Annotated in this window: 22 protein-coding genes; 10 read left to right on the top strand and 12 right to left on the bottom strand. The window is 58.7% G+C overall.

From position 1 onward, the window contains the following. Window positions 1–83 precede the first annotated feature (83 nt). From xylB to yiaA, 3 genes are all read left to right on the top strand, one after another. The gene (gene xylB / locus DR88_RS03305; protein WP_004150156.1) at window positions 84–1,538 is read left to right on the top strand and encodes a xylulokinase; all 1,455 of its coding nucleotides are present in this window, start codon (window positions 84–86) and stop codon (window positions 1,536–1,538) included. 168 nt (window positions 1,539–1,706) lie between these two features. Beyond that, window positions 1,707–2,078 carry an inner membrane protein YiaB gene (gene yiaB, locus DR88_RS03310; RefSeq protein ID WP_002922133.1) on the top strand — a complete coding sequence of 124 codons (372 nt, stop codon included), beginning with the start codon at window positions 1,707–1,709 and terminating at the stop codon, window positions 2,076–2,078. A gap of 31 nt (window positions 2,079–2,109) precedes the next feature. After that, window positions 2,110–2,556: an inner membrane protein YiaA gene (yiaA, locus tag DR88_RS03315; RefSeq protein WP_004188180.1), complete on the top strand. Its 447-nt coding sequence runs from the start codon at window positions 2,110–2,112 to the stop codon at window positions 2,554–2,556. A gap of 26 nt (window positions 2,557–2,582) precedes the next feature. Here yiaA and DR88_RS03320 read toward each other — a convergent pair whose 3' ends face one another. Beyond that, window positions 2,583–3,578 carry an acyltransferase gene (locus DR88_RS03320; RefSeq protein ID WP_004145225.1) on the bottom strand — a complete coding sequence of 332 codons (996 nt, stop codon included), beginning with the start codon at window positions 3,576–3,578 and terminating at the stop codon, window positions 2,583–2,585. A gap of 179 nt (window positions 3,579–3,757) precedes the next feature. On the opposite strand from DR88_RS03320, the gene DR88_RS03325 reads away from it, so the two are divergent. The 5 genes from DR88_RS03325 to DR88_RS03340 all read left to right on the top strand — a co-directional run bounded on the left by DR88_RS03325 (window position 3,758) and on the right by DR88_RS03340 (window position 9,574). Then, window positions 3,758–4,057, top strand: a complete 300-nt coding sequence (locus DR88_RS03325; protein WP_002922129.1) for a YsaB family lipoprotein — start codon at window positions 3,758–3,760, stop codon at window positions 4,055–4,057. Between the two features lie 127 nt (window positions 4,058–4,184). After that, window positions 4,185–5,096: a glycine--tRNA ligase subunit alpha gene (glyQ, locus tag DR88_RS03330; RefSeq protein WP_002922128.1), complete on the top strand. Its 912-nt coding sequence runs from the start codon at window positions 4,185–4,187 to the stop codon at window positions 5,094–5,096. 9 nt (window positions 5,097–5,105) lie between these two features. Further along, a complete protein-coding gene (glyS, locus tag DR88_RS03335; protein WP_004150153.1) occupies window positions 5,106–7,175 on the top strand; it encodes a glycine--tRNA ligase subunit beta in 2,070 nt (689 codons plus the stop codon). A 325-nt stretch (window positions 7,176–7,500) separates the two neighbouring features. Beyond that, window positions 7,501–7,653, top strand: a complete 153-nt coding sequence (gene hokA, locus DR88_RS0126705) for a type I toxin-antitoxin system toxin HokA (protein WP_002922102.1) — start codon at window positions 7,501–7,503, stop codon at window positions 7,651–7,653. A 301-nt stretch (window positions 7,654–7,954) separates the two neighbouring features. Continuing rightward, the gene (locus DR88_RS03340) at window positions 7,955–9,574 is read left to right on the top strand and encodes an ATP-binding cassette domain-containing protein (RefSeq protein ID WP_004150151.1); all 1,620 of its coding nucleotides are present in this window, start codon (window positions 7,955–7,957) and stop codon (window positions 9,572–9,574) included. A gap of 98 nt (window positions 9,575–9,672) precedes the next feature. On the opposite strand, the gene cspE is transcribed toward DR88_RS03340, so the two are convergent. From cspE to DR88_RS03355, 3 genes are all read right to left on the bottom strand, one after another. Next, window positions 9,673–9,885: a transcription antiterminator/RNA stability regulator CspE gene (gene cspE / locus DR88_RS03345; protein ID WP_000014594.1), complete on the bottom strand. Its 213-nt coding sequence runs from the start codon at window positions 9,883–9,885 to the stop codon at window positions 9,673–9,675. Window positions 9,886–10,137: 252 nt separating this feature from the next. Continuing rightward, window positions 10,138–10,428, bottom strand: a complete 291-nt coding sequence (locus tag DR88_RS03350; protein WP_002921931.1) for an HTH-type transcriptional regulator — start codon at window positions 10,426–10,428, stop codon at window positions 10,138–10,140. A 245-nt stretch (window positions 10,429–10,673) separates the two neighbouring features. Beyond that, window positions 10,674–12,029, bottom strand: coding sequence for an MFS transporter (locus tag DR88_RS03355; RefSeq protein ID WP_004150147.1), 1,356 nt, complete (start codon window positions 12,027–12,029; stop codon window positions 10,674–10,676). Window positions 12,030–12,469: 440 nt separating this feature from the next. Here DR88_RS03355 and DR88_RS03360 point away from each other — a divergent pair, with 440 nt between their 5' ends. Next, window positions 12,470–13,180 carry a DUF3053 domain-containing protein gene (locus DR88_RS03360; protein WP_002921929.1) on the top strand — a complete coding sequence of 237 codons (711 nt, stop codon included), beginning with the start codon at window positions 12,470–12,472 and terminating at the stop codon, window positions 13,178–13,180. A 108-nt stretch (window positions 13,181–13,288) separates the two neighbouring features. Here DR88_RS03360 and ghrB read toward each other — a convergent pair whose 3' ends face one another. From ghrB to DR88_RS03390, 6 genes are all read right to left on the bottom strand, one after another. Next, window positions 13,289–14,260 carry a glyoxylate/hydroxypyruvate reductase GhrB gene (ghrB, locus tag DR88_RS03365; RefSeq protein WP_004145219.1) on the bottom strand — a complete coding sequence of 324 codons (972 nt, stop codon included), beginning with the start codon at window positions 14,258–14,260 and terminating at the stop codon, window positions 13,289–13,291. 24 nt (window positions 14,261–14,284) lie between these two features. Next, a complete protein-coding gene (locus DR88_RS03370) occupies window positions 14,285–15,565 on the bottom strand; it encodes an MFS transporter (RefSeq protein WP_002921927.1) in 1,281 nt (426 codons plus the stop codon). Between the two features lie 104 nt (window positions 15,566–15,669). Next, a complete protein-coding gene (locus DR88_RS03375) occupies window positions 15,670–16,605 on the bottom strand; it encodes a sugar kinase (protein WP_002921921.1) in 936 nt (311 codons plus the stop codon). 3 nt (window positions 16,606–16,608) lie between these two features. Further along, complete coding sequence (locus DR88_RS03380; RefSeq protein ID WP_002921919.1) at window positions 16,609–17,358, bottom strand: sugar phosphate isomerase/epimerase family protein; 750 nt, start codon at window positions 17,356–17,358, stop codon at window positions 16,609–16,611. Between the two features lie 111 nt (window positions 17,359–17,469). Then, on the bottom strand, window positions 17,470–18,486 hold the full coding sequence (locus DR88_RS03385) for a LacI family DNA-binding transcriptional regulator (RefSeq protein WP_002921918.1): 1,017 nt from the start codon (window positions 18,484–18,486) through the stop codon (window positions 17,470–17,472). Between the two features lie 103 nt (window positions 18,487–18,589). Further along, window positions 18,590–19,252, bottom strand: coding sequence for an OmpA family lipoprotein (locus DR88_RS03390; protein WP_002921917.1), 663 nt, complete (start codon window positions 19,250–19,252; stop codon window positions 18,590–18,592). 167 nt (window positions 19,253–19,419) lie between these two features. Between DR88_RS03390 and DR88_RS03395 the strand changes: the two genes are divergently transcribed. Further along, on the top strand, window positions 19,420–21,750 hold the full coding sequence (locus tag DR88_RS03395; RefSeq protein WP_032443995.1) for a molybdopterin guanine dinucleotide-containing S/N-oxide reductase: 2,331 nt from the start codon (window positions 19,420–19,422) through the stop codon (window positions 21,748–21,750). Here the strand turns inward: DR88_RS03395 and DR88_RS03400 are convergent. Both DR88_RS03400 and tag read right to left on the bottom strand, forming a co-directional pair. Next, a complete protein-coding gene (locus DR88_RS03400) occupies window positions 21,719–22,159 on the bottom strand; it encodes an N-acetyltransferase (protein ID WP_004181509.1) in 441 nt (146 codons plus the stop codon). The two genes, DR88_RS03395 and DR88_RS03400, sit on opposite strands and share 32 nt — an antisense overlap. Next, window positions 22,137–22,718 carry a DNA-3-methyladenine glycosylase I gene (tag, locus tag DR88_RS03405; RefSeq protein WP_002921914.1) on the bottom strand — a complete coding sequence of 194 codons (582 nt, stop codon included), beginning with the start codon at window positions 22,716–22,718 and terminating at the stop codon, window positions 22,137–22,139. The genes DR88_RS03400 and tag overlap by 23 nt, the downstream gene beginning before the upstream one ends. Window positions 22,719–22,835 lie beyond the last annotated feature (117 nt).

Raw genomic sequence — 22,835 nt, 5'->3', positions numbered from 1 at the left:
GGCGCCCGGGGTGACCGGCGCCGCAACCAGGATGCTCTGTTCGCGCCACGCTCAGCCGTGGCGCGCGTTTAAGGAGAGGGAGTATGTATATCGGCATCGATCTGGGGACGTCGGGCGTCAAAGCCATCCTGCTCAATGAGCAGGGTGAGGTAGTGGCATCGCATACCGAAAAACTCACCGTCTCGCGTCCGCATCCGCTGTGGTCGGAGCAAGATCCCGAACAGTGGTGGCTGGCGACGGACACGGCGATGAAAGCCCTGGGCGCGCAGCATAGCCTGCGCGACGTGAAGGCGCTGGGCATTGCCGGGCAGATGCACGGCGCCACCCTACTGGATAAATCGTTACAGGTGCTGCGTCCGGCCATTTTATGGAATGACGGCCGCTGCGCCGAAGAGTGCCAGCTGCTGGAAGACAAAGTCAGCGCTTCCAGGCAGATCACCGGCAACCTGATGATGCCGGGCTTTACGGCGCCGAAGCTCTTATGGGTACAGCGGCACGAGGCGGCAGTGTTCAGCCAGGTCGATAAAGTGCTGCTGCCCAAGGATTATCTGCGCCTGCGCATGACCGGCGAGCTCGCCAGCGATATGTCTGACGCCGCCGGCACGATGTGGCTGGACGTCGCCCGGCGCGACTGGAGCGACGAGATGCTCGCCGCCTGCGATCTCAGTCGGGATGCGATGCCAGCGCTGTTCGAAGGCAGCGACGTCACCGGGCAACTGCGACCTGAGGTGGCGCAGGCGTGGAATATGCCGCCGGCGCTGGTGGTGGGCGGCGGGGGCGACAACGCCGCGGGCGCGGTCGGGGTCGGCATGGCCGATGCCGGTCAGGCGATGCTGTCGCTGGGCACCTCAGGCGTCTACTTCGCCGTCAGTGAAGGGTTCCTTAGCAAACCCGAAAGCGCGGTGCACAGCTTCTGCCATGCCCTGCCGGGCCGCTGGCATTTGATGTCGGTGATGCTCAGCGCGGCCTCCTGTCTGGACTGGGCGGCAAAATTAACCGGTCTCGCCAGCGTGCCGGCGCTGATCGCGGCGGCGCAGACGGCGGATGAAAGCGCCGGTCCGGTGTGGTTCCTGCCCTATCTGTCGGGCGAACGCACGCCGCACAACAACCCGCAGGCCAAGGGCGTCTTTTTTGGCCTGACGCATCAGCATGGGCCGGCAGAGCTGGCGCGGGCGGTGCTGGAAGGGGTGGGCTATGCGCTGGCGGATGGTATGGACGTGGTGCACGCCTGCGGCATCAAGCCGCAGAGCATCACGCTTATCGGCGGCGGGGCGCGCAGCGCTTACTGGCGGCAAATGCTGGCGGATATCAGCGGCCTGCAGCTCGATTACCGTACCGGGGGCGATGTTGGCCCGGCGCTGGGGGCGGCCAGGCTGGCGCAGCTGGCGGTTCACGACGAGGCAGACCGCCCCGGGCTGCTGAAGCCGCTGCCGCTTGAACAAGCCCATCGCCCAGACGATCGCCGTGTGGCCCACTATGCGCCGCAGCGGGAAACCTTCCGCCAGATTTATCAGCAACTGAAACCGCTGATGTCTTAGCCTCAGTCCGTCCGGCAGCGCCGGGCGGATTCCCTTCCTGAATGTCCCGGCTACATCCATCCATAAATGCGTATTTATTTATTCCGAAATCTCCGCTTTGTCGTACGTAATCTGAGGCATCGCCGAGGGAGTCGGTCATAATCAGCCCCTGTCGACCAGGGAGGTGAGATGATCACAAAACGCAATATTGCCAGGGGGATGATGGCGACAGGATCGCTGGTTTATCTGCTCGGTATCTGGCGGACCTGCCCGCTGTTCAGCGGCAAAGGGTATTTTCTCGGCGTGCTGGTGATGGGGATGTTTGCTGTTCTCGCCCATCAGCGCGCCAGTCAGTGGCAGGAACAGGACGACGGTTTTATTGCCTTATGCCGGCTGGTGCTGCTGCTATCGGTCGGCCTGCTGCTGGTCGGCGCCTGGTATGTACCGGCAGACTGGCATGAAAAAGCCGTCTATATCGCGGCATGGTTTGTCTGCTTATATGGCGCATCGGCAACCCCCGAACGGACCCGCATCGCCCGCGCGATGCAAAAAACGGAATAAGCGCCGCCCCGAGGCGCGTAAAAGGTAAAAAGTGATGGAAAACAAGCACGCGACGTATTCTCCTGCGTTTCATTTGATCTCCTGGATTGCCCTGATCGGCGGCATTGTCACCTATCTGGTGGGGCTGTGGAATGCCGATATGCAGTTGAATGAGAAAGGCTATTATTTTGCCGTCCTGGTACTGGGGCTGTTTGCCGCGGCATCTTATCAAAAGACGGTGCGCGATAAGTATGAAGCCATTCCGACCACCGCGCTGTACTACACCACCTGTCTGGTGGTCTTCGTTATCGCTGTAGGTCTGCTGGTTATCGGACTGTGGAATGCCACTCTGCTGCTCAGCGAGAAAGGGTTCTATGGGCTGGCGTATTTTTTGAGCCTGTTTGGCGCTGTTGCGGTACAGAAAAACGTGCGTGATGTCTGGGACCCGACGCGCTTACGGGAACCTCTCAGCGTGACGGAAGAGGGGCCTGAGACGTAAGTCGGGCCCCTCCGGGCGGCGGACCGTTAGCTGACCAGCCGGCGGCTATCAATCCGCTGCACCAGGCCTGACAGCAGCAGGCTGCCGAGCAGGGCGGCGCTAAATATCCACACAATATCCAGCAGCGGCCAGCGGGATAGCTCCAGATGGCTGGCGCGCAGCGCATGCACTATCAGGGCATGAAAGCCGTAGATCCCCAGCGAATGTCGCGCAATGCAGGCGATACCGGGCAGGGGACGCGCGTTAAGCCAGTTTTTGGCCAGCGTCAGCAGGGTGACCGCGCAAACAAACACCGCCGGTCCGCAGTAGAGATACCAGGTGTCGCCGAAGTCTCCGCGCCAGCGCAGCTCATGCAGCGTGCCGCGGGAAATGACCCACACGGCGGCGATGAACAGCGCGGCGCAGAGCGGTGTTAGCCATTTTTTATCGGTGTCCAGGGTGCCAATGGCTCTGCCCAGCACGCCGTAGAGCACGTAGTAGAAGGTGTCGCCGTTGATATAGAGGTTGACTGGCAGCCACTCAATCCCGGCGGCTTTAACGCTGACCATATTGGGGTTGGCCAGAATGCCGAGGATCGCCATCAGCGCCAGCAGCATTGTGCTACTGGTGGACTTAACCTGAATCAGCGGCGAGAGCAGGTAGATGACGGCGATAGCAAAGAAAAACCACAGGTGGTAGAAGACAGGCTTCTGCAGCAAATTCTTTAACGACAGCTCGACGTTGATATGGGTAAACAGCGTGATATACAGCAGAGATAGCGCGCTATAGAACGCAATGCACAGGCCAATCCGCCAGAAATGGCGCGGCTGGGCGCTGCGTTCCCCAAAAAAGAGGTAGCCCGAGATCATAAAAAACAGCGGCACGCTGACGCGGGAGGCGGAATTGAGCAGATTGGCGATATCCCATTGCAGCAGGGTAATCGCATGGGGGTGAGTGATATACCAGCTGGTGCTGTGGATCATCACCACCATCATGCAGGCGATGCCGCGCAGGTTGGTGATCCAGTGTATCTTTTCTTGCATCAGTCCCTCAATGTCTGCTGGCGAAATAAGATATGACCTGCCCGGTTTCCCGGTGTCGCAATAGATTAGTCTGAGTTTTCGGTCACAGACTTGTCGCAGTTTCATGATATTCGCAAAATACCTGTAATACTGAATCTTTAAGATAACAACTTGCTAACAAGGCGGTGGAGGAGAACGTAGTGAAAGGTGTTGTTTCCGTCATGCTGGTGCTGCTCCTCGCGGGCTGCAGCGAGACCGTCTCCCCGCCGACGCAAAAAGCGCAGCGCGCTCGTATTACGCCGCAAACCACGCTCAATATGGCGCAGCTTTGCAAGGATCAGGCGGCTATCCGCTATAACACGCAAACGCAGCTCGTTGACGTGAACCACTTTGAACAATTCCAGGCGAGCTATGAGCTTTCTGGCCGTACCGGCAAGAATGAGCGTTTCATCTGTTCCTTTGACCCGGACGGCCAGTTTATGCATCTTTCGATGCGCTGAATCGACCCCGCCTGGCGTAAATTTCGTCCGTTTTCCTGAAACAACGCCGTTTCGTACTGTATATCTCGCAGCCAGCGGGTATACTGACTCCTTCCTTTAAATCCACACGTATCCAGCACGAAATCATATGCAAAAGTTTGATACCAGGACCTTCCAGGGCCTGATCCTGACCTTACAGGATTACTGGGCTCGTCAGGGCTGCACCATTGTTCAACCACTGGACATGGAAGTCGGCGCCGGCACCTCTCACCCGATGACCTGCCTGCGCGCGTTAGGACCGGAGCCGATGGCGACCGCCTACGTACAGCCTTCCCGTCGTCCAACCGATGGCCGCTATGGCGAAAACCCGAACCGTTTACAGCACTACTATCAGTTCCAGGTGGTGATTAAACCCTCTCCGGACAACATCCAGGAGCTGTACCTCGGGTCGCTGAAAGAGCTGGGTATGGACCCGACTATCCACGACATTCGCTTTGTCGAAGACAACTGGGAAAACCCGACGCTGGGCGCCTGGGGTCTGGGCTGGGAAGTGTGGCTCAACGGCATGGAAGTGACGCAGTTCACCTACTTCCAGCAGGTCGGCGGCCTCGAGTGTAAGCCGGTGACCGGCGAGATCACCTACGGTCTGGAGCGTCTGGCGATGTACATCCAGGGTGTGGACAGCGTCTATGACCTGGTCTGGAGCGATGGCCCGCTGGGGAAAACCACCTACGGCGACGTGTTCCACCAGAACGAAGTGGAGCAGTCCACCTATAACTTCGAATATGCCGACGTCGACTTCCTGTTCACCTGCTTCGAACAGTATGAGAAAGAGGCCCAGCAGCTGCTGGCGCTGGAGACCCCGCTGCCGCTGCCGGCCTACGAGCGTATTCTGAAAGCGGCTCACAGCTTCAACCTGCTGGATGCGCGTAAAGCCATCTCCGTCACCGAGCGTCAGCGCTATATCCTGCGCATTCGCACCCTGACTAAAGCAGTGGCGGAAGCGTACTACGCTTCCCGTGAAGCGCTCGGCTTCCCGATGTGCAACAAGAATAAATAAGAGGCGGCCATGTCTGAGAATACTTTTCTGGTGGAAATCGGCACTGAAGAGCTGCCACCAAAAGCGCTGCGCAGCCTGGCGGAATCTTTTGCTGCGAATGTGACCGCGGAGCTGGATAACGCTGGCCTTGCGCACGGTAAAGTGGAATGGTTTGCCGCCCCGCGTCGTCTGGCGCTGAAGGTGGCCAACCTGGCGGCGGCGCAAGCCGATCGCGAAGTGGAAAAACGCGGCCCGGCTGTTGCCCAGGCGTTCGATGCCGAAGGCAAGCCAAGCAAAGCGGCCGAAGGCTGGGCGCGCGGCTGCGGTATCACCGTCGATCAGGCCGAACGTCTGACCACGGACAAAGGCGAGTGGCTGCTGTATCGCGCCCATGTGAAGGGTGAAAGCACCGAAGCGCTGCTGCCGAACATGATTGCCAGCTCGCTGGCGAAGCTACCGATCCCGAAACTGATGCGCTGGGGCGCGTCTGACGTCCACTTCGTGCGTCCGGTACACACGGTGACTTTGCTGCTGGGTGACAAAGTGATCCCGGCCACTATCCTCGGTATTCCGTCCGATCGCGTGATTCGCGGGCATCGCTTTATGGGCGAGCCGGAGTTCACCATCGACCATGCCGACCAGTACCCGCAGATCCTGCTGGAGCGCGGTAAAGTCATCGCCGATTACGAACAGCGTAAAGCCAAAATCAAAGCTGATGCGCAAGAGGCGGCGCGTAAGATTGGCGGTCAAGCCGATCTGAGCGAAAGCCTGCTGGAAGAGGTCACCTCGCTGGTGGAATGGCCGGTGGTGCTGACGGCGAAGTTCGAAGAAAAATTCCTCGCGGTGCCGTCTGAAGCGCTGGTTTACACCATGAAGGGCGACCAGAAGTACTTCCCGGTCTACGACAACGCCGGCAAACTGCTGCCGAACTTTATCTTCGTGGCCAACATCGAGTCCAAAGATCCGCAGCAGATCATCTCCGGTAACGAGAAGGTGGTCCGTCCGCGTCTGGCCGATGCCGAGTTCTTCTTCAATACCGACCGTAAAAAACGTCTGGAAGATAACCTGCCGCGTCTGGAAACCGTGCTGTTCCAGCAGCAGCTGGGCACCCTGCGCGACAAGACCGATCGCATCCAGGCGCTGGCGGGCTGGATTGCCGAACAGATTGGCGCTGACGTGAACCACGCAACCCGCGCGGGCCTGCTGTCCAAGTGCGACCTGATGACCAACATGGTCTTCGAGTTCACCGACACCCAGGGCGTGATGGGGATGCACTACGCGCGCCATGACGGCGAAGCGGAAGACGTGGCCGTGGCGCTGAACGAGCAGTATCAGCCGCGATTTGCTGGCGACGCGCTGCCGTCTAATCCGGTGGCCTGCGCGGTAGCGATTGCCGATAAGATGGACACCCTGGCGGGTATCTTTGGTATCGGTCAGCATCCGAAAGGCGATAAAGACCCGTTTGCGCTGCGTCGCGCCGCGCTGGGCGTGCTGCGTATCATCGTTGAGAAGAACCTGGATCTCGATCTGCAGACGCTGACCGAAGAAGCGGTTCGTCTGTACGGTGAGAAGCTGACCAACGCCAACGTGGTTGATGATGTGATCGACTTTATGCTGGGCCGCTTCCGTGCCTGGTATCAGGACGAAGGCTACGGCGTCGACACGATCCAGGCGGTACTGGCGCGTCGTCCAACCCGCCCGGCGGATTTCGATGCGCGTATGAAGGCGGTATCGCACTTCCGTACTCTGGAAGAGTCCTCCGCGCTGGCGGCGGCAAACAAACGTGTCTCTAACATCCTCGCGAAATCCGATGAGACGCTGAACGACATCGTTCACGCTTCGGTGCTGAAAGAAGCGGCGGAAATTAAGCTGGCGGGTAATCTGGTGGTGCTGCGCGACAAGCTGCAGCCGTATTTCGCCGCAGGCCGTTATCAGGATGCGCTGATCGAGCTGGCCGCGCTGCGCGAGCCGGTGGATGAGTTCTTCGAGAACGTGATGGTTAACGCTGAAGACAAAGATGTTCGCATCAACCGTCTGACGCTGCTGTCCAAACTGCGTGAACTGTTCCTGCAGGTGGCGGATATTTCTCTGCTGCAGTAAGCGTATCGGTAATAATAAAGACCTGCCTCAGGGCAGGTTTTTTTATACGTGAAATATAAATAGGTGAACCGTTAATAATTCTGCCATTGATATCTTCATTATTTGCATTCATCGATGAGAAATGTTTTAGGAATATATAAACATAATTCCGAGAGGTATTTACGCTAGAATGGCGGCGGGTGCTTGTGACTGTGTGTCTCAGGTATTCAGCGGGAGACAGACAGAGAAAAGCCCCACCTGATAGTAATCAAAGTGAGGCTCCCCTATGCATGAACACCATAAGAGTAGCCTCTTACTTGTTGAAAATCAACACTGGAGGCGAGGAATGCCGCAAAAGTATCTGTTGTTTGGCTTAGTAGTGATTTGCTTCACTATTTTATTATTGACCTGGATGGTTCGTGATTCGCTATGTGAATTACAGCGCAGGCAGGGAAATATTGAGCTGGTGGCATTCTTAGCCTGTGATATTAAACAGTAAGAGCATCTGGTGGGGATCTATCCCCACCATGCTTGCGGTGTCAGGCATTCTCAATGCACCCTTTCATTGTTCACCAAATAAATCATTTGCCTCCTGATATCAGGAGGCCTTTTTATTTTTACAAGATCGTTGAATAAAACAGGCTTGCAACGCATACCGGAGTGTGGCTATCCTATGTCCCGACGAATCCCTCGTCTCACCGGAGCGCGCCCCACAAATGAACAAACACGACTGATGAATTTCACGCCTTACCTCGCAGACGTTGCGGGTAGGGGAGTATTGATTTCATTCAGGAGTGCTTATGGCTCATTGCGCCCACATCCCCGCTTTTGTTTTACATCAGGTCACCTGTCAGTTTGCGACGGGACAGACCCTGTTTGGTCCGCTCAGCGTCTCGCTGGAACCGTCCCTTTGCGGCCTGGTCGGCCGGAACGGCGTCGGCAAGACGCGTCTGCTGCGTCTGCTGGCGGGCCTTGATTCTCCTGCCGGCGGCCATATTGAGCGCGCCGCCGCCGTTGCCTGGGTAGCGCAGCAGCCGACGCTCACGCCGGAGACCACCCTCGCTACGCTGCTGGGCTATGCGTCGGTTTTTGCCGCCTTGTCTCGCCTTGAACAGGGCCAAGGGCTGGCCGACGATTTCGATCTGTTAGATGGTCACTGGGATCTCACCGATCGCCTGAGTTTAGCGTTCCGTGAAGCCGATCTCCCGCCGTTCTCTGCCGATCGCCCCGCGTTTTCACTCAGCGGCGGCGAGCGGATGAAGGCTCTGCTGTGCGGCGCCTTCGTCTCGGGCGCCGATTATCTGCTGCTGGATGAGCCTACCAACCATCTGGACCGCCAGGGGCGGGAGTGGCTCTATCACCAACTGGAAAGCTGGCAGGGCGGGGCTCTGATCGCCAGCCACGACCGCGAGCTGCTGACGCGGATGCCGAGGATTATTGAGCTGACGCCGACGGCGCTGCGCAGCTACGGCGGCAACTATGATGAATATCAGCGCCAGCGTATGGCGGAGCAGCAGGCCGCGCGCGCGGCGCTGGAGCATGCCGTGACCGACCGACGGCGCACCCGCGCGCGAATGCAAAAGGAGCATGACGCCGCCCAGCGGCGCTCGGCTCAGACGCTGCGTACCGTTGATACGCTAAATATCGCCTCCTTCGAACGCGTGAAGTACAAAGGCGCGGCAAAAGAGCGCCCGGGAGCGCTGCGCCGTCAGCATCGTGAACAGAACAGCAGTCTGAATGCCGCCGTGCAGCAGGCGCGGGAGCGGATAGAAGACGACAATCCGGTGATGTTCACCCTGCCGGGTAGCGAAGTGGCCGCCGGCAAGCAGGTGCTGGTGGTGGAAGCATTGCAGCTCGACCATGCGCCGGCTGCGCCGCTGAACTGGCGTATCGATGGTCCGATGCGCATCGCGCTAAAGGGGCCAAACGGCTGTGGCAAAACCACTTTGCTGAAAACGCTGTTGGGGCTGGAGCAGGCCGCGTCAGGCGATGTTCGGCTTTCGGTGAGCGCCGCTTACCTCGATCAACATCTGACGCAGCTGGATTTATCCCTGTCGGTAATGGCGCACCTGAGCCTGGAAGATACCCCACTGGATGAGGGCCTCCTGCGCACCCGCCTGGCGCAGCTCCAGCTGGGCGCGGATAAGGTCACTCTGCCGCTGTCGGCGCTCAGCGGCGGCGAGCGCCTGAAAGCGGCGCTGGCGTGCGTGCTCTGGCGACGCGAGCCTGCCCAGCTGCTTTTGTTGGATGAGCCAACCAACCATCTCGATTTAGCATCGACGCAGGCTATTGAAAGCGCGCTGGCGGCCTTTCCCGGCGCGATGCTGGTGGTGTCGCATGATGAGGCGTTTTTACAAGGTCTGAAGCTGACCCATAGTCTGGCGTGGCGGGAGACGAGCTGGCACTTTTCCCTGCTCTGAATGCCCAGTAGCCGCCATCTTATGCTGGCGGCTACTGGCGACAGATAAAAAAAATCCCCGCCATCAGGCAGGGATTCTCGATTCTTAGCGGCTTGAACTTACAGAGAAGTTACGTTGCCAGCTGCCGGGCCTTTAGCGCCGCTTTCGATGGTGAAGGATACTTTCTGACCTTCGTCCAGGGATTTGTAGCCATCGTTCTGGATAGCAGAGAAGTGTACGAACACGTCTTTAGAGCCATCGTCAGGAGTGATGAAGCCGAAGCCTTTGTCAGCGTTGAACCATTTTACGATACCAGTCATTTTACCGGACATAGTGAATTACCTTTAAAAAAATAAGTGAGCCTTGCGGCGTAGGGGTCTGGACTACAGATTTAAAGCGATAAAGGGAAAGTTCACTACGGGGGTATCTTTGGATAACCTTAGAAGGACTGCTCTATTCGACTGCTCTGTGGTCTGTACATCAAACCTGCGAGCATTAACGCACGTTCAGCACCTGATAGCAAACTTTTTTTTACGGTGCAGCGGCAAAAGCTCCCTTACTGGCCTTTGCCGCTGCGCGCGAGATTAATCGAGTAATTGTCGTGAAAGCTGTGGATTGGCCTGAATCAGGCGCATCAATTTCAGCTCGGTGGGAGACGGTCTGACCCGTCTCGACTCCCACTCTCTTACCATGGCGACGCTCACGCCCATGACGTTGGCAAAGTCGTCAATCTTAAGTCCAGTGCCTTTACGCAGTTGCTCAAATTCACTAAACACAGTGGACTTACGGTTTGAGGTAAGTTTCTGATTATCATCCTTAAAAACGATGTGTTCCAGGCTGCTCAGCAGTTCAAACACGGGATCTTTATATTCCATTGAGAACTCCTTTTATCACACAGCGGAAAAGATTTTTCTATAGCTCATTAAGAATAGTCAGAAAATGGCGCAAGGGATGGTAACGTCGGTGATTATTTGCCAACAGGCTATCGAATCTGCCCCGACAGCCAAACGGCAGCGTAGCCTAAAAGAATGATTATTAACGCGATGAGGTGGCTTCGAAAATTTTTGTAAACGGATAAGAAAAAAGCGGCAAAGCCGGCGCGGGGCGCCGGCTTATAGGGTTAGGCTTTCTGCAGGCTTCTCGCCTCATCTGTCGTCGCCGGCACGGATTGACTGACCCGGTACTTGATCAGCAGCGCAATGGCTGACAGGAACGCCGGGATGGCCAGCAGGGTGAAAATGGTCTCAAAGGAGAGCTGAGCCTGCATCAGGAAGGCGCCGCTGAACGCGCCGAGGATGCCGCCGAAGCGGCCGATACCCAGCATCCAGGCGACGCCGGTGGCGCGCCCCTGCGTCGGATAGAAGCCAGCCGCCAGCGCCGGCATCGACGACTGCGCGCCGTTCATAATGCTGCCGGCGATAAAGACCATCACTCCCATTAGCGCCAGGCTGCTGGTGGAGAAGCCCACCAGGCAGACAAAAACGCCGGTCAGCAGCCAGCCGACGGCCACCACTTTATTGGGGTTGATCTTGTCCATCAGGGCGCCGAGGATCAGCACGCCAATCCCGCCGCCGAGCGGGAACAGGGCGGTGATAATTGAGGCCTGACTCATCGAGGCGCCGGTTTCACGGATGAGCAGCGGCAGCCAGCTGGTCAGCAGATAGAAAATCAGCAGGCCCATAAAGTAGGTCAGGCACAGCATCACGGTACCCACCGCGTAGCGAGGAGAGAAAATGACGCCGATCGCGGATTTCTCTTTCACCTGGCCCGCTTCGCGTAGTACAAATTCCACTGTCTTCGGCAGCGGCGCGATATGGCGCAGGATAGCAGCAATGCGCTGCGCCGGGTGCTGCTTCACTACCAGATAGCGGACGGACTCTGGCAGCAGGAATATTAATGCCACCGCCAGCAGGAGGGGCATCACGCCGCCCAGCACCAGCACGCTCTGCCAGCCATAGTGCGGGATCATCCAGGCGGATAAAAAGCCGCCCAGCGAAGATCCCATCGGAAAGCCGACAAACATCAGGTTCACCAGCAGCGCCCGACGGCGCTCCGGCGCATATTCACTCATTAGCGTCGCGGCATTCGGCATCGCCGCGCCAAGGCCCAGACCGGTCAGGAAGCGCAGCAGCGTCAGCTGATTAAGGCTGGTGGCGAAGGCGGTGAGCAGGCTGAATCCGCCGAACACCACGATCGACATGATCAGCACTTTTTTGCGGCCGATGCGGTCAGCCAGCGGCCCTGCGGTTAAGGCGCCGACCGCCAGGCCCACCAGCGCGGCGCTCATCACCGGGCCGAGGGCCGATTTTTCCACGCCCCACTCTTGCACCAGGTCGGAGGCGATGAACCCGATAATTGCGGTATCGAACCCGTCCATCGCGACGGTGATAAAGCAGAGCGCAAGGATCATCCACTGGTAGCGGGTGAAGGGGTGCTCGTTGATAAAGGCCTGAATGTCGATGGTTGTCTTAGTCATACGGCTTTCCTGGCAGACTGAGCGAGGGACAGAGGTTTATTATTATCGTCGCCTTCGCGTCGTTGAGTTTGATTTGTGCGATAATCGAACATGTCGCCGTTAATCGCTCATTCATCAAATCATTGAAGTGCGAGGCAGGCAATCCAGACGCGTGCCAAAGCGTGCGATTATCGTCCGCTTTAAGGCGCAGTGCCGGGTTGTGGCTTTTTATTTATATTAATATCAATGGCTTATGAGATTCTGGCCCACCTGTTCTTAAGACCATATTTGTGATGCGCATAACAGACGTTCTACAGCGCGACGATGGCGTGCAAAATGGTGTTTTTCCCGCGTAAGATTAGCAGGAAAGGGTATCCTGCGAGGCCGAGCTGGACTATCCTTGTCAGCGTCTGGCACGTGTGTGCCGTTGTGCGCTTTTTTTGGCTGAAAGGAGTAAAAAAATGGCGACAGGAAAGTCCTGCTCTCGCTGGTTTGCGGCTATGGCGGCCTTATTGATGGTGGTTAGCCTGAGTGGGTGTTTTGATAAAGAGGGCGATCAGCGCAAAGCGTTTATCGACTTCCTGCAGAATACGGCGATGCGTAGCGGTGAACGTCTGCCGACGCTGACCGCCGATCAGAAAAAACAGTTTGGGCCTTTTGTCTCTGACTACGCGGTGATCTACGGTTACTCGCAGCAGGTGAGCCAGGCGATGGACGCTGGTCTGCGCCCGGTAGTGGACAGCGTCAATGCGATCCGCGTCCCGCAGGATTATATGACCCAGCGTGAGCCGCTGCGTCAGGCGAACGGCGCGCTGGGCGTGCTAAGCCAGCAGCTGCAGAATGCGAAAATGCAGGCCGATGCCGCGCATGGCGCGCTGAAGCAGGCTGACGATCTCAAGCCGGTCTTCGATCAGGTTTACGCCAAGGTGGTGACGGCGCCAGCCGACGCGCTGCAGCCGCTGATCCCGGCCGCGCAGATCTTTACCCAGCAGCTGGTTCAGGTGGGGGATTTTGTCGCTCAGCAGGGGACGCAGGTGAGCTTTGTGGCCAACGGCATTCAGTTCCCGACCTCCCAGCAGGCCAGCCAGTACAATGCGCTGATTGGGCCGCTGGCGGCGCAGCATCAGGCGTTTAATCAGGCATGGACGGCGGCGGTGAACGCCACCCGTTAATGCTTCATCTGGCTGACGTTGGCTGCGGCGAACGGGCAGGATGATGGACAGGATGCAAAAAGAACCCGGGGAGGGCGGTTGCCGCCGTTACCCGGGTTTTTTTATGGCTTATTTTACCTGCGGATTGACGCAGTTTTTCTCTACGTTGCCGTTCAGGGCGTCGATCAGGTTGTCCACCGCACAGGCCGCCATATTGTAGCGCGTCTCATGGGTGGCGGAGCCGATATGCGGCAGCGCGACGACGTTCGGCAGGCTCAGCAGCGGTGAGTCCTTGGCCAGCGGTTCGTGTTCGAACACATCGAGACCGGCAGCGTGGATCTCACCGTTCTGCAGGGCGGCGATCAGCGCCTGCTCGTCCACTACCGGGCCACGCCCGGCGTTAATGAAGATGGCGGAAGATTTCATTTTGGCAAACTGCGCCTGACCGAACAGATGGTGAGTCTCTTCGCTCAGGGGCAGGATCAGGCAGACAAAGTCAGCCTCCTGCAGCAGGGTATCGAGATCGCAATAGCGGGCATTGAAGCGTTCTTCCGCCTGCGGATGCTGGCGACGCGCGTTATACAGGATCGGCATGCCGAACCCGAAGTGGGCGCGCTGCGCCAGCGCCATACCGATGCGGCCCATGCCGACGATGCCTAAGGTTTTATGGTGAACATCCGTGCCGAACCAGTCCGGACCAATGCTCTTCGTCCATTCACCCGCTTTGACGCGCTCCGCCACTTCCACTACCCGACGCGCGGTACTCAGCACCAGCGCCATGACCGTATCGGCGACGGTCTCGGTCAGCACGGTCGGGGTATGCATCAGCAGCACCCGGCGGGCGTTCAGCGCCTCGACGTCGAAGTTGTCATAGCCAACGGAAACGGTGGAGGTCGCACGCAGCTTCGGCATCTTCTCCAGCAGCGCGGCGTCAACCTTTTCGCTGGAGCCCAGCAGGCCTTCAGCCTGGGCGAAGGCTTCAGCGTGCTGCGAAACGGTCTCCGGCCGCAGGTTTTTCACCTGAGTGACGGAAAAGTGCTCCTCCAGACGCTGTAGCAGGTCGTCGGGAAGCGTTTTATAGAGAATGACAGACGGCTTCATGCGAATCTCCGTAGTATGAGTCGTTCAGGCGTGATGAGCGCCAAGTGGAAGGTTTTGATTATTAGCAGGCTTAACAATCAAAGTCAGCCATACTGAGGCGAAAAGCGCTACCCCCATAAAAATATAGGACGCTGCGGGGCTGCCGGTGGCGCCGTTCAGGTAGCCGACAAACCACGAGCCGCAGAAGGAGCCCAGGGCGCCCATGCTGTTGATCAGCGCCATGGCGCCCCCGGCGACGTTGCGCGGCAGCATTTCCGGAATAATGGCGAAGAAGGGGCCGTATGGCGCATACATTGCCGCCCCGGCCACCACCAGCAGGGTGTAGGAGACCCAGAAGTGGTTGGCGCCGACCGCCCAGGAACCGATGAAGGCCAGTCCGCCAATCAGCAGCAGCGGCCAGACGAACAACTTACGGTTTTGCAGTTTATCCGAGGCCCAGGAGACGACGATCATGGCGATGGTGGCCGCCAGGTACGGGACAGAAGAGAGCCAGCCCACTTCCACCATCCCCATATTTTCACCGCCGCTGCGGATAATCGACGGCAGCCACAGTACAAAGCCGTATACGCCGATACTCCAGGCAAAATACTGCGCGCAGAGCAGGATCACGTTGCGGGAGCGGAAGGCTTCGCCATAGTTACGCACCGCTTTGATGCCTTGCTGTTCACGATCCAGTTGTTCCTGCAGCGCCGCTTTTTCACTCTCCGCCAGCCAGGACACCTGCGACGGCTTATCTTTCACCAGCACCCACCAGCAGAAGGCCCAGATCACCGCCGGCACCCCTTCGATGATGAACATTTCCCGCCAGCCGAAGGCCTGAATCAGGTAGCCGGAGACTACCGACATCCACAGGACCGTCACCGGGTTACCGAGGATCAGGAAGGTGTTGGCGCGAGAGCGCTCTGATTTGGTGAACCAGTTGCTGATATAGATAAGCATCGCCGGCATCACCGCGGCTTCGACGACGCCGAGGATAAAGCGGATCGCCGCCAGCGCCGGGATATTATGCACAATACCGGTCAGGGAGGCGCAACCGCCCCACAGGATCAGGCAGATAAAGATCAGTTTGCGAACGCTGCGGCGCTCCGCATAGATAGCGCCGGGGATCTGGAAGAAGAAGTAGCCGAGGAAGAACAGCGCCCCCAGCAGGGAGGAGATCCCCTTGGTGATGCCCAGGTCTTCGGTAATGCCTGCCGCGGAGGCGAAGCTGAAGTTGGCGCGGTCGAGGTACGCCAGGCTATACGTGATAAACACGATAGGCATGATGTACCACCAGCGTTTCGTTGCATTTGTTGAGCTATTCATAGGCTTGCCTCTGTCAATGAGGAGACATACGTCCGTCGAAACGGACGCTGCTGTGCCGCGCTGCAGGTAGGGTACAGGACGGCTGTTATCGTTGCGTAGAAAAGTTACTCGCCCAGCGCGTCGCGAGTGGGCAGCCCCTCGCTGTCGCCCTGGACCTGAATCGCCAGCGAACCGATTTTATTGCCGCGGTTCACCGCCTGAAGCAGGGTTTTGCCTTCCAGCAGGGCGCTAATCACCCCGACGGCAAAGCCGTCGCCGGCGCCGACGGTATCGACGACGTTATCGACTTTAATGGCATCGACCGTTCCCTGTTCGCCGCTGGCGCTCTTGAACCAGGCGCCGTCGCAGCCGGTTTTAATGACTACCGCCTTGACGCCGCGGGAGAGATAGAAATCGGCAATCCCTTCCGGGGTCTGCTGGCCGGTAAGAATCACGCCCTCTTTTAAGCCTGGCAAAACCCAGTCAGCCTGGAAGGCGAGACGGTTGAGTTTCTCCACCATCTCGGCTTCGCTTTTCCACAGCACCGGGCGCAGATTGGGGTCGAAAGAGAGGGTTTTTCCTTCGGCTTTCATTACCTTCGCCGCATGCTCCAGCAACGCGTAAGAGCTCTCAGAAAGGGCCGCCGCGACGCCGCTCAGGTGCAGATGGCGGGCGCTGGTGAAGTAGTCGGCGCGAAAATCGTCCGGCGAAAGATGGCTGGCTGCGGATCCTTTGCGGAAATACTCCACAATGGGATCGGTTCCATTTTCGACTTTCGATTTCATCTGGAAACCGGTAGCGAAGCGGTTGTCGATGGCCACAGCGTGGCTATCGATCCCCTCTTTCGCCAGCGATTGCAGTACGAAGCGGCCAAAGCTGTCGTTGCCGACGCGGCTCACCCAGCCGACTTTCAGACCCAGGCGCGCCAGGCCGGTGGCGACGTTCAGCTCGGCGCCGGCGACACGTTTCATGAAATGCTCCACCTCGGCCAGATCCCCGGTTTCGGTGGCGACAAACATGGCCATAGCTTCGCCGATGGTGATGACATCTAAATTTTCCACGACTTAATCCTCGCGTAACAGGTTGACGTAGCGGCGGGTCACGGCCGTCAGGTCATGGCCAGTCAGCGGAAACTCGATTCCACGCGGCGCGTCGGCGGGAAGATTATCGAGCAGGGCCAGCCAGCGTTCGGCGGCCTGATCCGGCGGTACAGCGCGGAATTTCTCATGATGAGGCTCCGCCGCTTTAACATGAATATAGCTGACTGCCGGCGCAAGATGACGTGCCGCCTCTTCCGGCGAATCGCCAACCCACAGCCAGTTGCCCATATCAAACGTTAAGGTGATCGGCAGCTGATGGACTCGGCAGGCGGCTTTGAAGCGCTGCATCGGCGCCAGCTGGCCGCAGTCGGTCTGGTCATTCTCTACCACCAACGCCATGCCGCTGTCGCTGAGGATATCGCGCAGCTCATCCAATTGCTGATTGTGGAGGAAATGGCCAAGGGAGAGCTTCAGCCACAGAGCGTTCAGGGTTTGCGCTTCCGCGAGCAGCGTCGGGAGATCCGGGTTAAGCTCGCCGTTGTCGGTGAACAGCGCCTGCGGCGCGGAGTAGCAGGCCAGCAGGCCGTGGCGCTCAATAGTGGCCGCTAGCGAGGGCAGAGCGTTGAGTTCTTCCGCGCTGCACAGCTCGCGGCGGATTTCGACGCCGTCCGCGCCGGCGTTGGCGATAAACGGCAGGACGGCGGCCTGCCCGCCTAAGGATTTAACATGGTCATTACCATACGCAGCGGTAACGACAATAATTTTTCTGGCCATCGCGCTCTTACTCCCGGCGTTTGTTGCTTAATCTCCTTAATACGCTAGATGGTATCGGTTCCATAAGAAAGGGCGAGATGTTTAATTTATGATCGGCATCACGAAGGATCGTTAACGGGAGGTTGATCCGCGGACGATAAGCTCGCCGGAAAATACCCGTTCGCGGATGGGGTCGTTAGTGCCGGCAATGCGCCGAATAACCTGTTCGACCGCCGCGTAGCCGATCTGCCACGTCGGCTGTTTGAGGGTGGTAATACCGACGCCGGCCAGCTCCGCCCACTCCAGTTCGTCGAAGCCCAGCAGGCCGATATCGCTCCCCCAGATCAGGCCGACGCGCTTCAGGGCGCGGGCTACCTGCAGCGTCAGCGCGCCGTTGGCGGAGATGACCGCTTTGCGCATCCCGCGGTGGCGGGCATGGAACTGACGCAGGACGTTGTCCAGCATCGCGCCGTCGTTAAGCTGCACCTCGGCGTTTTCGGCCACCACGCCGTGGTGGCGGGCAAGCGTGGCGCGAAAGGCGCTCAGGCGCTCGCGACGGGTATTCACCGAGCCCAGCGGTTCGCTGAGAAACAGGATGGCCTCGAATCCTTTTTCCACCAGATGTTCGGTGGCGGTGGTGGCGGCCTGGGCGTTATCAAGCCCGACCACATCGCAGGCGAAGTCGGGGATTTTACGGTCGATCAGCACCATCGGCAGGGCCGACTGCTGCAGGCGGTTCAGGCCATCCTCCCGCATACCGACTGCGTTGACCACGATGCCTTCCACCTGGTAGCTGCGCAGCAGGTCCAGGTAGTGCAGCTCCTGATCGAGCTCGTTATTGGTATTACACACCAGCAGGGTGAAGCCCTTTTCCCGGCAGGCTGCTTCAATGCCGCTCATGACGTTGACCGAGTAGGGATTGGTGATATCGGCGATGATCAGGCCGATGAGGCGGGTTCGGCCGTGCTTGAGGCCGCGGGCCATCAGGCTGGGGCGGTAGTCGAGTTCGGCAATGGCTTTTTCAATACGTGATAACAGGTCGTCGGAAAGCAGATGCTTCTCGCCGTTAAGATAACGTGAAATGCTGGTTTTGCCGGTCTTTGCGGCTTTCGCCACATCGCTGATAGTTGCACGCGCCGCTTTCGCCATGGTGGCTTCCTTTGCTGAAAATCTGCCAACACCTTAGCGCGAAAAATAGCGATATCAAGCATTTTGCCCGGCAGAGCGGTTGCCGGGCGACATGAGGTTGCGCTTACTGCAGCGGGCTGAGGGTAATTTCTACGCGACGGTTCTGCGCTTTGCCTTCCGCCGTGCTGTTGCTGGCGATCGGGTTCGCCGGGCCCATGCCGGTGGTGCGAATGCGATTGGCCGCCACGCCCTGGGTGATGAGCGCGCTGGCGACGCTGTCCGCACGCTGTTGCGACAGACGCATATTCAGATCCTTGCTGCCGGTGCTGTCGGTGTAGCCGACCACGTTAACGGCGGTTTTCTCATACTCTTTCAGCACCATGGCCACGCCGGTCAGGGTGTTGGCGCCGGCCGGCTTCAGGTTGGCGCTATTGCTGTCGAAGGTGACGTTATTCGGCATGTTCAGCACGATATTGTCGCCATTTCGCGTCACGCTGACCCCGGTTCCCTGCATTTTGTCGCGCAGCTTCGCTTCCTGCACGTCCATGTAGTAACCAATGCCGCCGCCGAGCGCCGCGCCTGCCGCTGCGCCAATCAGCGCGCCTTTGCCGCGGTCATGTTTGGAAGAGGAGAGCGCGCCGACGCCAGCGCCCACTAAGGAGCCAATACCTGCGCCAATACCGGATTTGCCTGCTTCACGTTCACCGGTATAGGGGTTGGTGGTGCAGCCAGAAATGGCCAGAGTGCCGCTGACCAGCGCCGCAATCATAAGTACGCGTTTTTTCATTTAATGTCCTTAATCCTTTTTATTCTTTGTCACAGCGAACGTGACGGTTGATTATGACGCGCGATTACGGAGAAAATTCCCCGGATACCATCTCTTTTTGTAAATAACATTGAACGGTTGCCCATCACGCCGTCATGACACCTGCATTCGCTGACCAGGAGCCGCCCTTGCCAACCTCATCTGCAACCAAAACCATCTTAACCGCCGCCCACTGGGGACCGATGCTGGTGGAAACGGACGGGGAAAACGTCCTCTCTTCCCGCGGCGCGCTGGCGACACCGTTTGCCAACTCGCTGCAAACGGCAGTGCGCGATCAGGTGCACAGCAAAACCCGCGTGCGCTATCCAATGGTGCGTAAAGGCTTCCTTGCTTCACCGGACAAGCCCCAGGGGGTCCGCGGTCAGGATGAATTCGTGCGGGTGAGCTGGGAGCAGGCGCTGGATCTGATCGATGCCCAGCATCGGCGGATCCGCGACAGCTACGGTCCGGCCTCCATTTTTGCCGGCTCCTACGGCTGGCGCTCTAACGGCGTATTGCATAAGGCGGCGACGCTGCTGCAGCGCTATATGAGCCTGGCGGGCGGCTATACCGGCCATCTTGGCGATTACTCCACCGGCGCGGCGCAGGCGATCATGCCTTATGTCGTTGGCGGCAATGAGGTGTATCAGCAGCAGACCAGTTGGCCGCTGGTGCTCGAGCACAGCGAAGTGGTGGTGCTGTGGAGCGCCAACCCGCTGAACACGCTGAAAATTGCCTGGAATGCCTCCGACGAGCAAGGGATCCCGTGGTTTGATCGGCTGCGCCAGAGCGGTAAGCGGCTGATCTGTATCGATCCGATGCGATCGGAAACCGTCGATTTCTTTGGCGATTCGATGGAGTGGATCGCGCCGCATATGGGCACCGACGTCGCGCTGATGCTGGGGATCGCCCATACGCTGGTGGAAAATGACTGGCAGGATGATGCGTTTCTTACCCGCTGCACCAGCGGCTACGATATTTTTGCCCGCTATCTGACCGGCGAAAGCGACGGCGTAGCGAAAACCGCTGACTGGGCAGCAGCGCTCTGCGGCGTTAAAGCAGATAAAATCCGCGAACTGGCGCAAATTTTCCACGAAAATACCACTATGCTGATGGCCGGCTGGGGCATGCAGCGTCAGCAGTATGGCGAGCAGAAACACTGGATGCTGGTCACTCTGGCCGCCATGCTGGGACAGATCGGTACCCCCGGTGGCGGGTTTGGTCTTTCCTATCATTTTGCCAACGGCGGCAACCCGACCCGCCGCGCGGCGGTGCTGGGCTCGATGCAGGGGAGCGTGGCCGGAGGCGTGGACGCGGTGGAGAAGATCCCGGTCGCACGAATTGTCGAGGCGCTGGAGAATCCGGGGGCGGAGTATCAGCACAACGGCATGGCGCGGCGCTTTCCCGATATTCGCTTTATCTGGTGGGCCGGCGGAGCCAACTTTACTCATCATCAGGACACCAACCGACTGATTCAGGCGTGGCAGAAACCGGAGCTTATCGTCATTTCCGAATGCTTCTGGACCGCCGCCGCGCGCCATGCCGATATCGTCTTGCCGGCGACCACCTCGTTTGAGCGCAACGATCTGACCATGACCGGGGACTACAGTAACCAGCATCTGGTGCCGATGAAGCAGGTGGTTGCCCCGCGAGATGAAGCGCGCGACGATTTCGCGGTCTTTGCCGACCTCAGCGAACGCTGGGAGGCGGGTGGCCGCGAACGCTTCACCGAAGGGAAGAGTGATTTGCAGTGGCTGGAGACTTTCTATCAGATGGCCGCCCGGCGCGGCGCCCAGCAGCAGGTGACGCTGCCGCCATTTGCCGAATTCTGGCAGGCTAACCAGCTGATTGAGATGCCGGAGGAGTCGGAGAATGCCCGTTTTGCGCGTTTCGCCGCCTTCCGCGCCGATCCCCAGGCCAACCCGCTGAAAACGGCGAGCGGTAAAATAGAGATCCACTCGCCGACCATCGCCGCTTTTGGTTACGCCGACTGTCCGCCGCATCCGATGTGGCTGGAGCCCGACGAGTGGCATGGCAACGCAGAGGCGGGGCAGCTGCAGCTGCTGTCGGCCCATCCGGCCCACCGTCTGCACAGTCAACTGAACCACACCGCGCTGCGCGAGCGCTATGCCGTCGCCGGGCGCGAACCGGTGACTATTCATCCGCAGGATGCGCAGGCGCGCGGGATTGTCGATGGCGATTTGGTGCGGGTATGGAACGCCCGCGGTCAGGTGCTGGCCGGCGCCGTGGTGACGGAGGGGATCCGCCCGGGGGTGATTTGCCTGCATGAAGGAGCGTGGCCCGACCTGGATCCGCAGGTCGGCATCTGCAAAAACGGGGCGGTGAACGTCTTAACCAAAGATATTCCGACATCCCGGCTGGGCAACGGCTGTGCCGGGAACACCGCCCTGGCGTGGCTGGAGAAATATACCGGCCCGGCGCTGCCGCTTACGGCATTTGATCCGCCGGCCAACGCATAATCCACGTCGGGTGCTGAGTATCGTCCTGCCATGCGCAGTCTTCAATCCGGAAGCCCTGCGCATGGTAGAAACTGACCGCCGATTCGTTCTTCTGATAAACCTCAAGGCTCAGCCAGGCGTAGTGCCGTTTGACTTCATCCAGCAGCGCCCGACCAATACCCTGGCGGGTGGCGCCCGGCGCGACAAACAGCGCGCCGACGAAACGGGAGTCCAGCACGCTGACAAAGCCTTTTAACTCGCCATCCTGCTCCCAGACCCAGGTGCTGGCGGCGGGAAGATAGACATCCCGTACTACCGCGACGCTGTCGCGCCAGTAGCTTTCGCTGATAAAAGGATGGGCATGAATCGTGCTGTCCAGCCACAGCGCCAGCAGCGGCGCGGTATCTTCAGTGTCCCACTTGCGGATCATCCTGACCTCCAGGGTGACAGAAGCAGCCGGTGACATGGTCGTTGACCAGCCCACAGGCCTGCATAAAGGAATAACAGATTGTCGAGCCGACAAACTTAAAGCCGCGTTTTTTCAATGCCTTCGACAGCGCATCGGAGGCCGGCGTCGTGGTGGGAATTTCCGCCAGCGTCGCAGCGCGGGTCACCTGTGGCGCATTGTCGACGAAGGACCAGACAAAATCAGTGAACGACTCGCCATTTTCTTCCATCGCCAGATAGGCGCGGGCGTTGCCGATAATGGCCTGGATTTTTCCCCGATGGCGAATGATGCCGGTATCCTGCAGGAGTCGCTCGATATCGTCATCACCCATCGCCGCCACGCGCACCGGATCGAACTGGTGAAAAGCCTGGCGGTAGTTCTGCCGTTTTTTTAACACCGTGATCCACGATAAACCGGCCTGCTGGCCCTCAAGGCAGATCATTTCAAACAGCTGGCGACCCTCTTTTTGCGCCACACCCCATTCGGTATCGTGATACTCGATGTATAACGGATCCTGACTCACCCATCCGCAACGCTGCATAGCTGTTTCTCCCTCTGCGCTAAAAAAGTGGACGCCCGCCTTGACGGCTGAAAGATAAAGATAATAGTTAATACAGGGAAATCGTATCCCCACTAAAAACACAGCAATATTGCCGAT

This window comes from Klebsiella pneumoniae, from assembly GCF_000742135.1.
GTDB lineage: Bacteria > Pseudomonadota > Gammaproteobacteria > Enterobacterales > Enterobacteriaceae > Klebsiella > Klebsiella pneumoniae.
The sequence above is the reverse complement of the archived record's forward strand: the minus strand, read 5'-3'. Positions and strand labels throughout refer to the sequence as shown.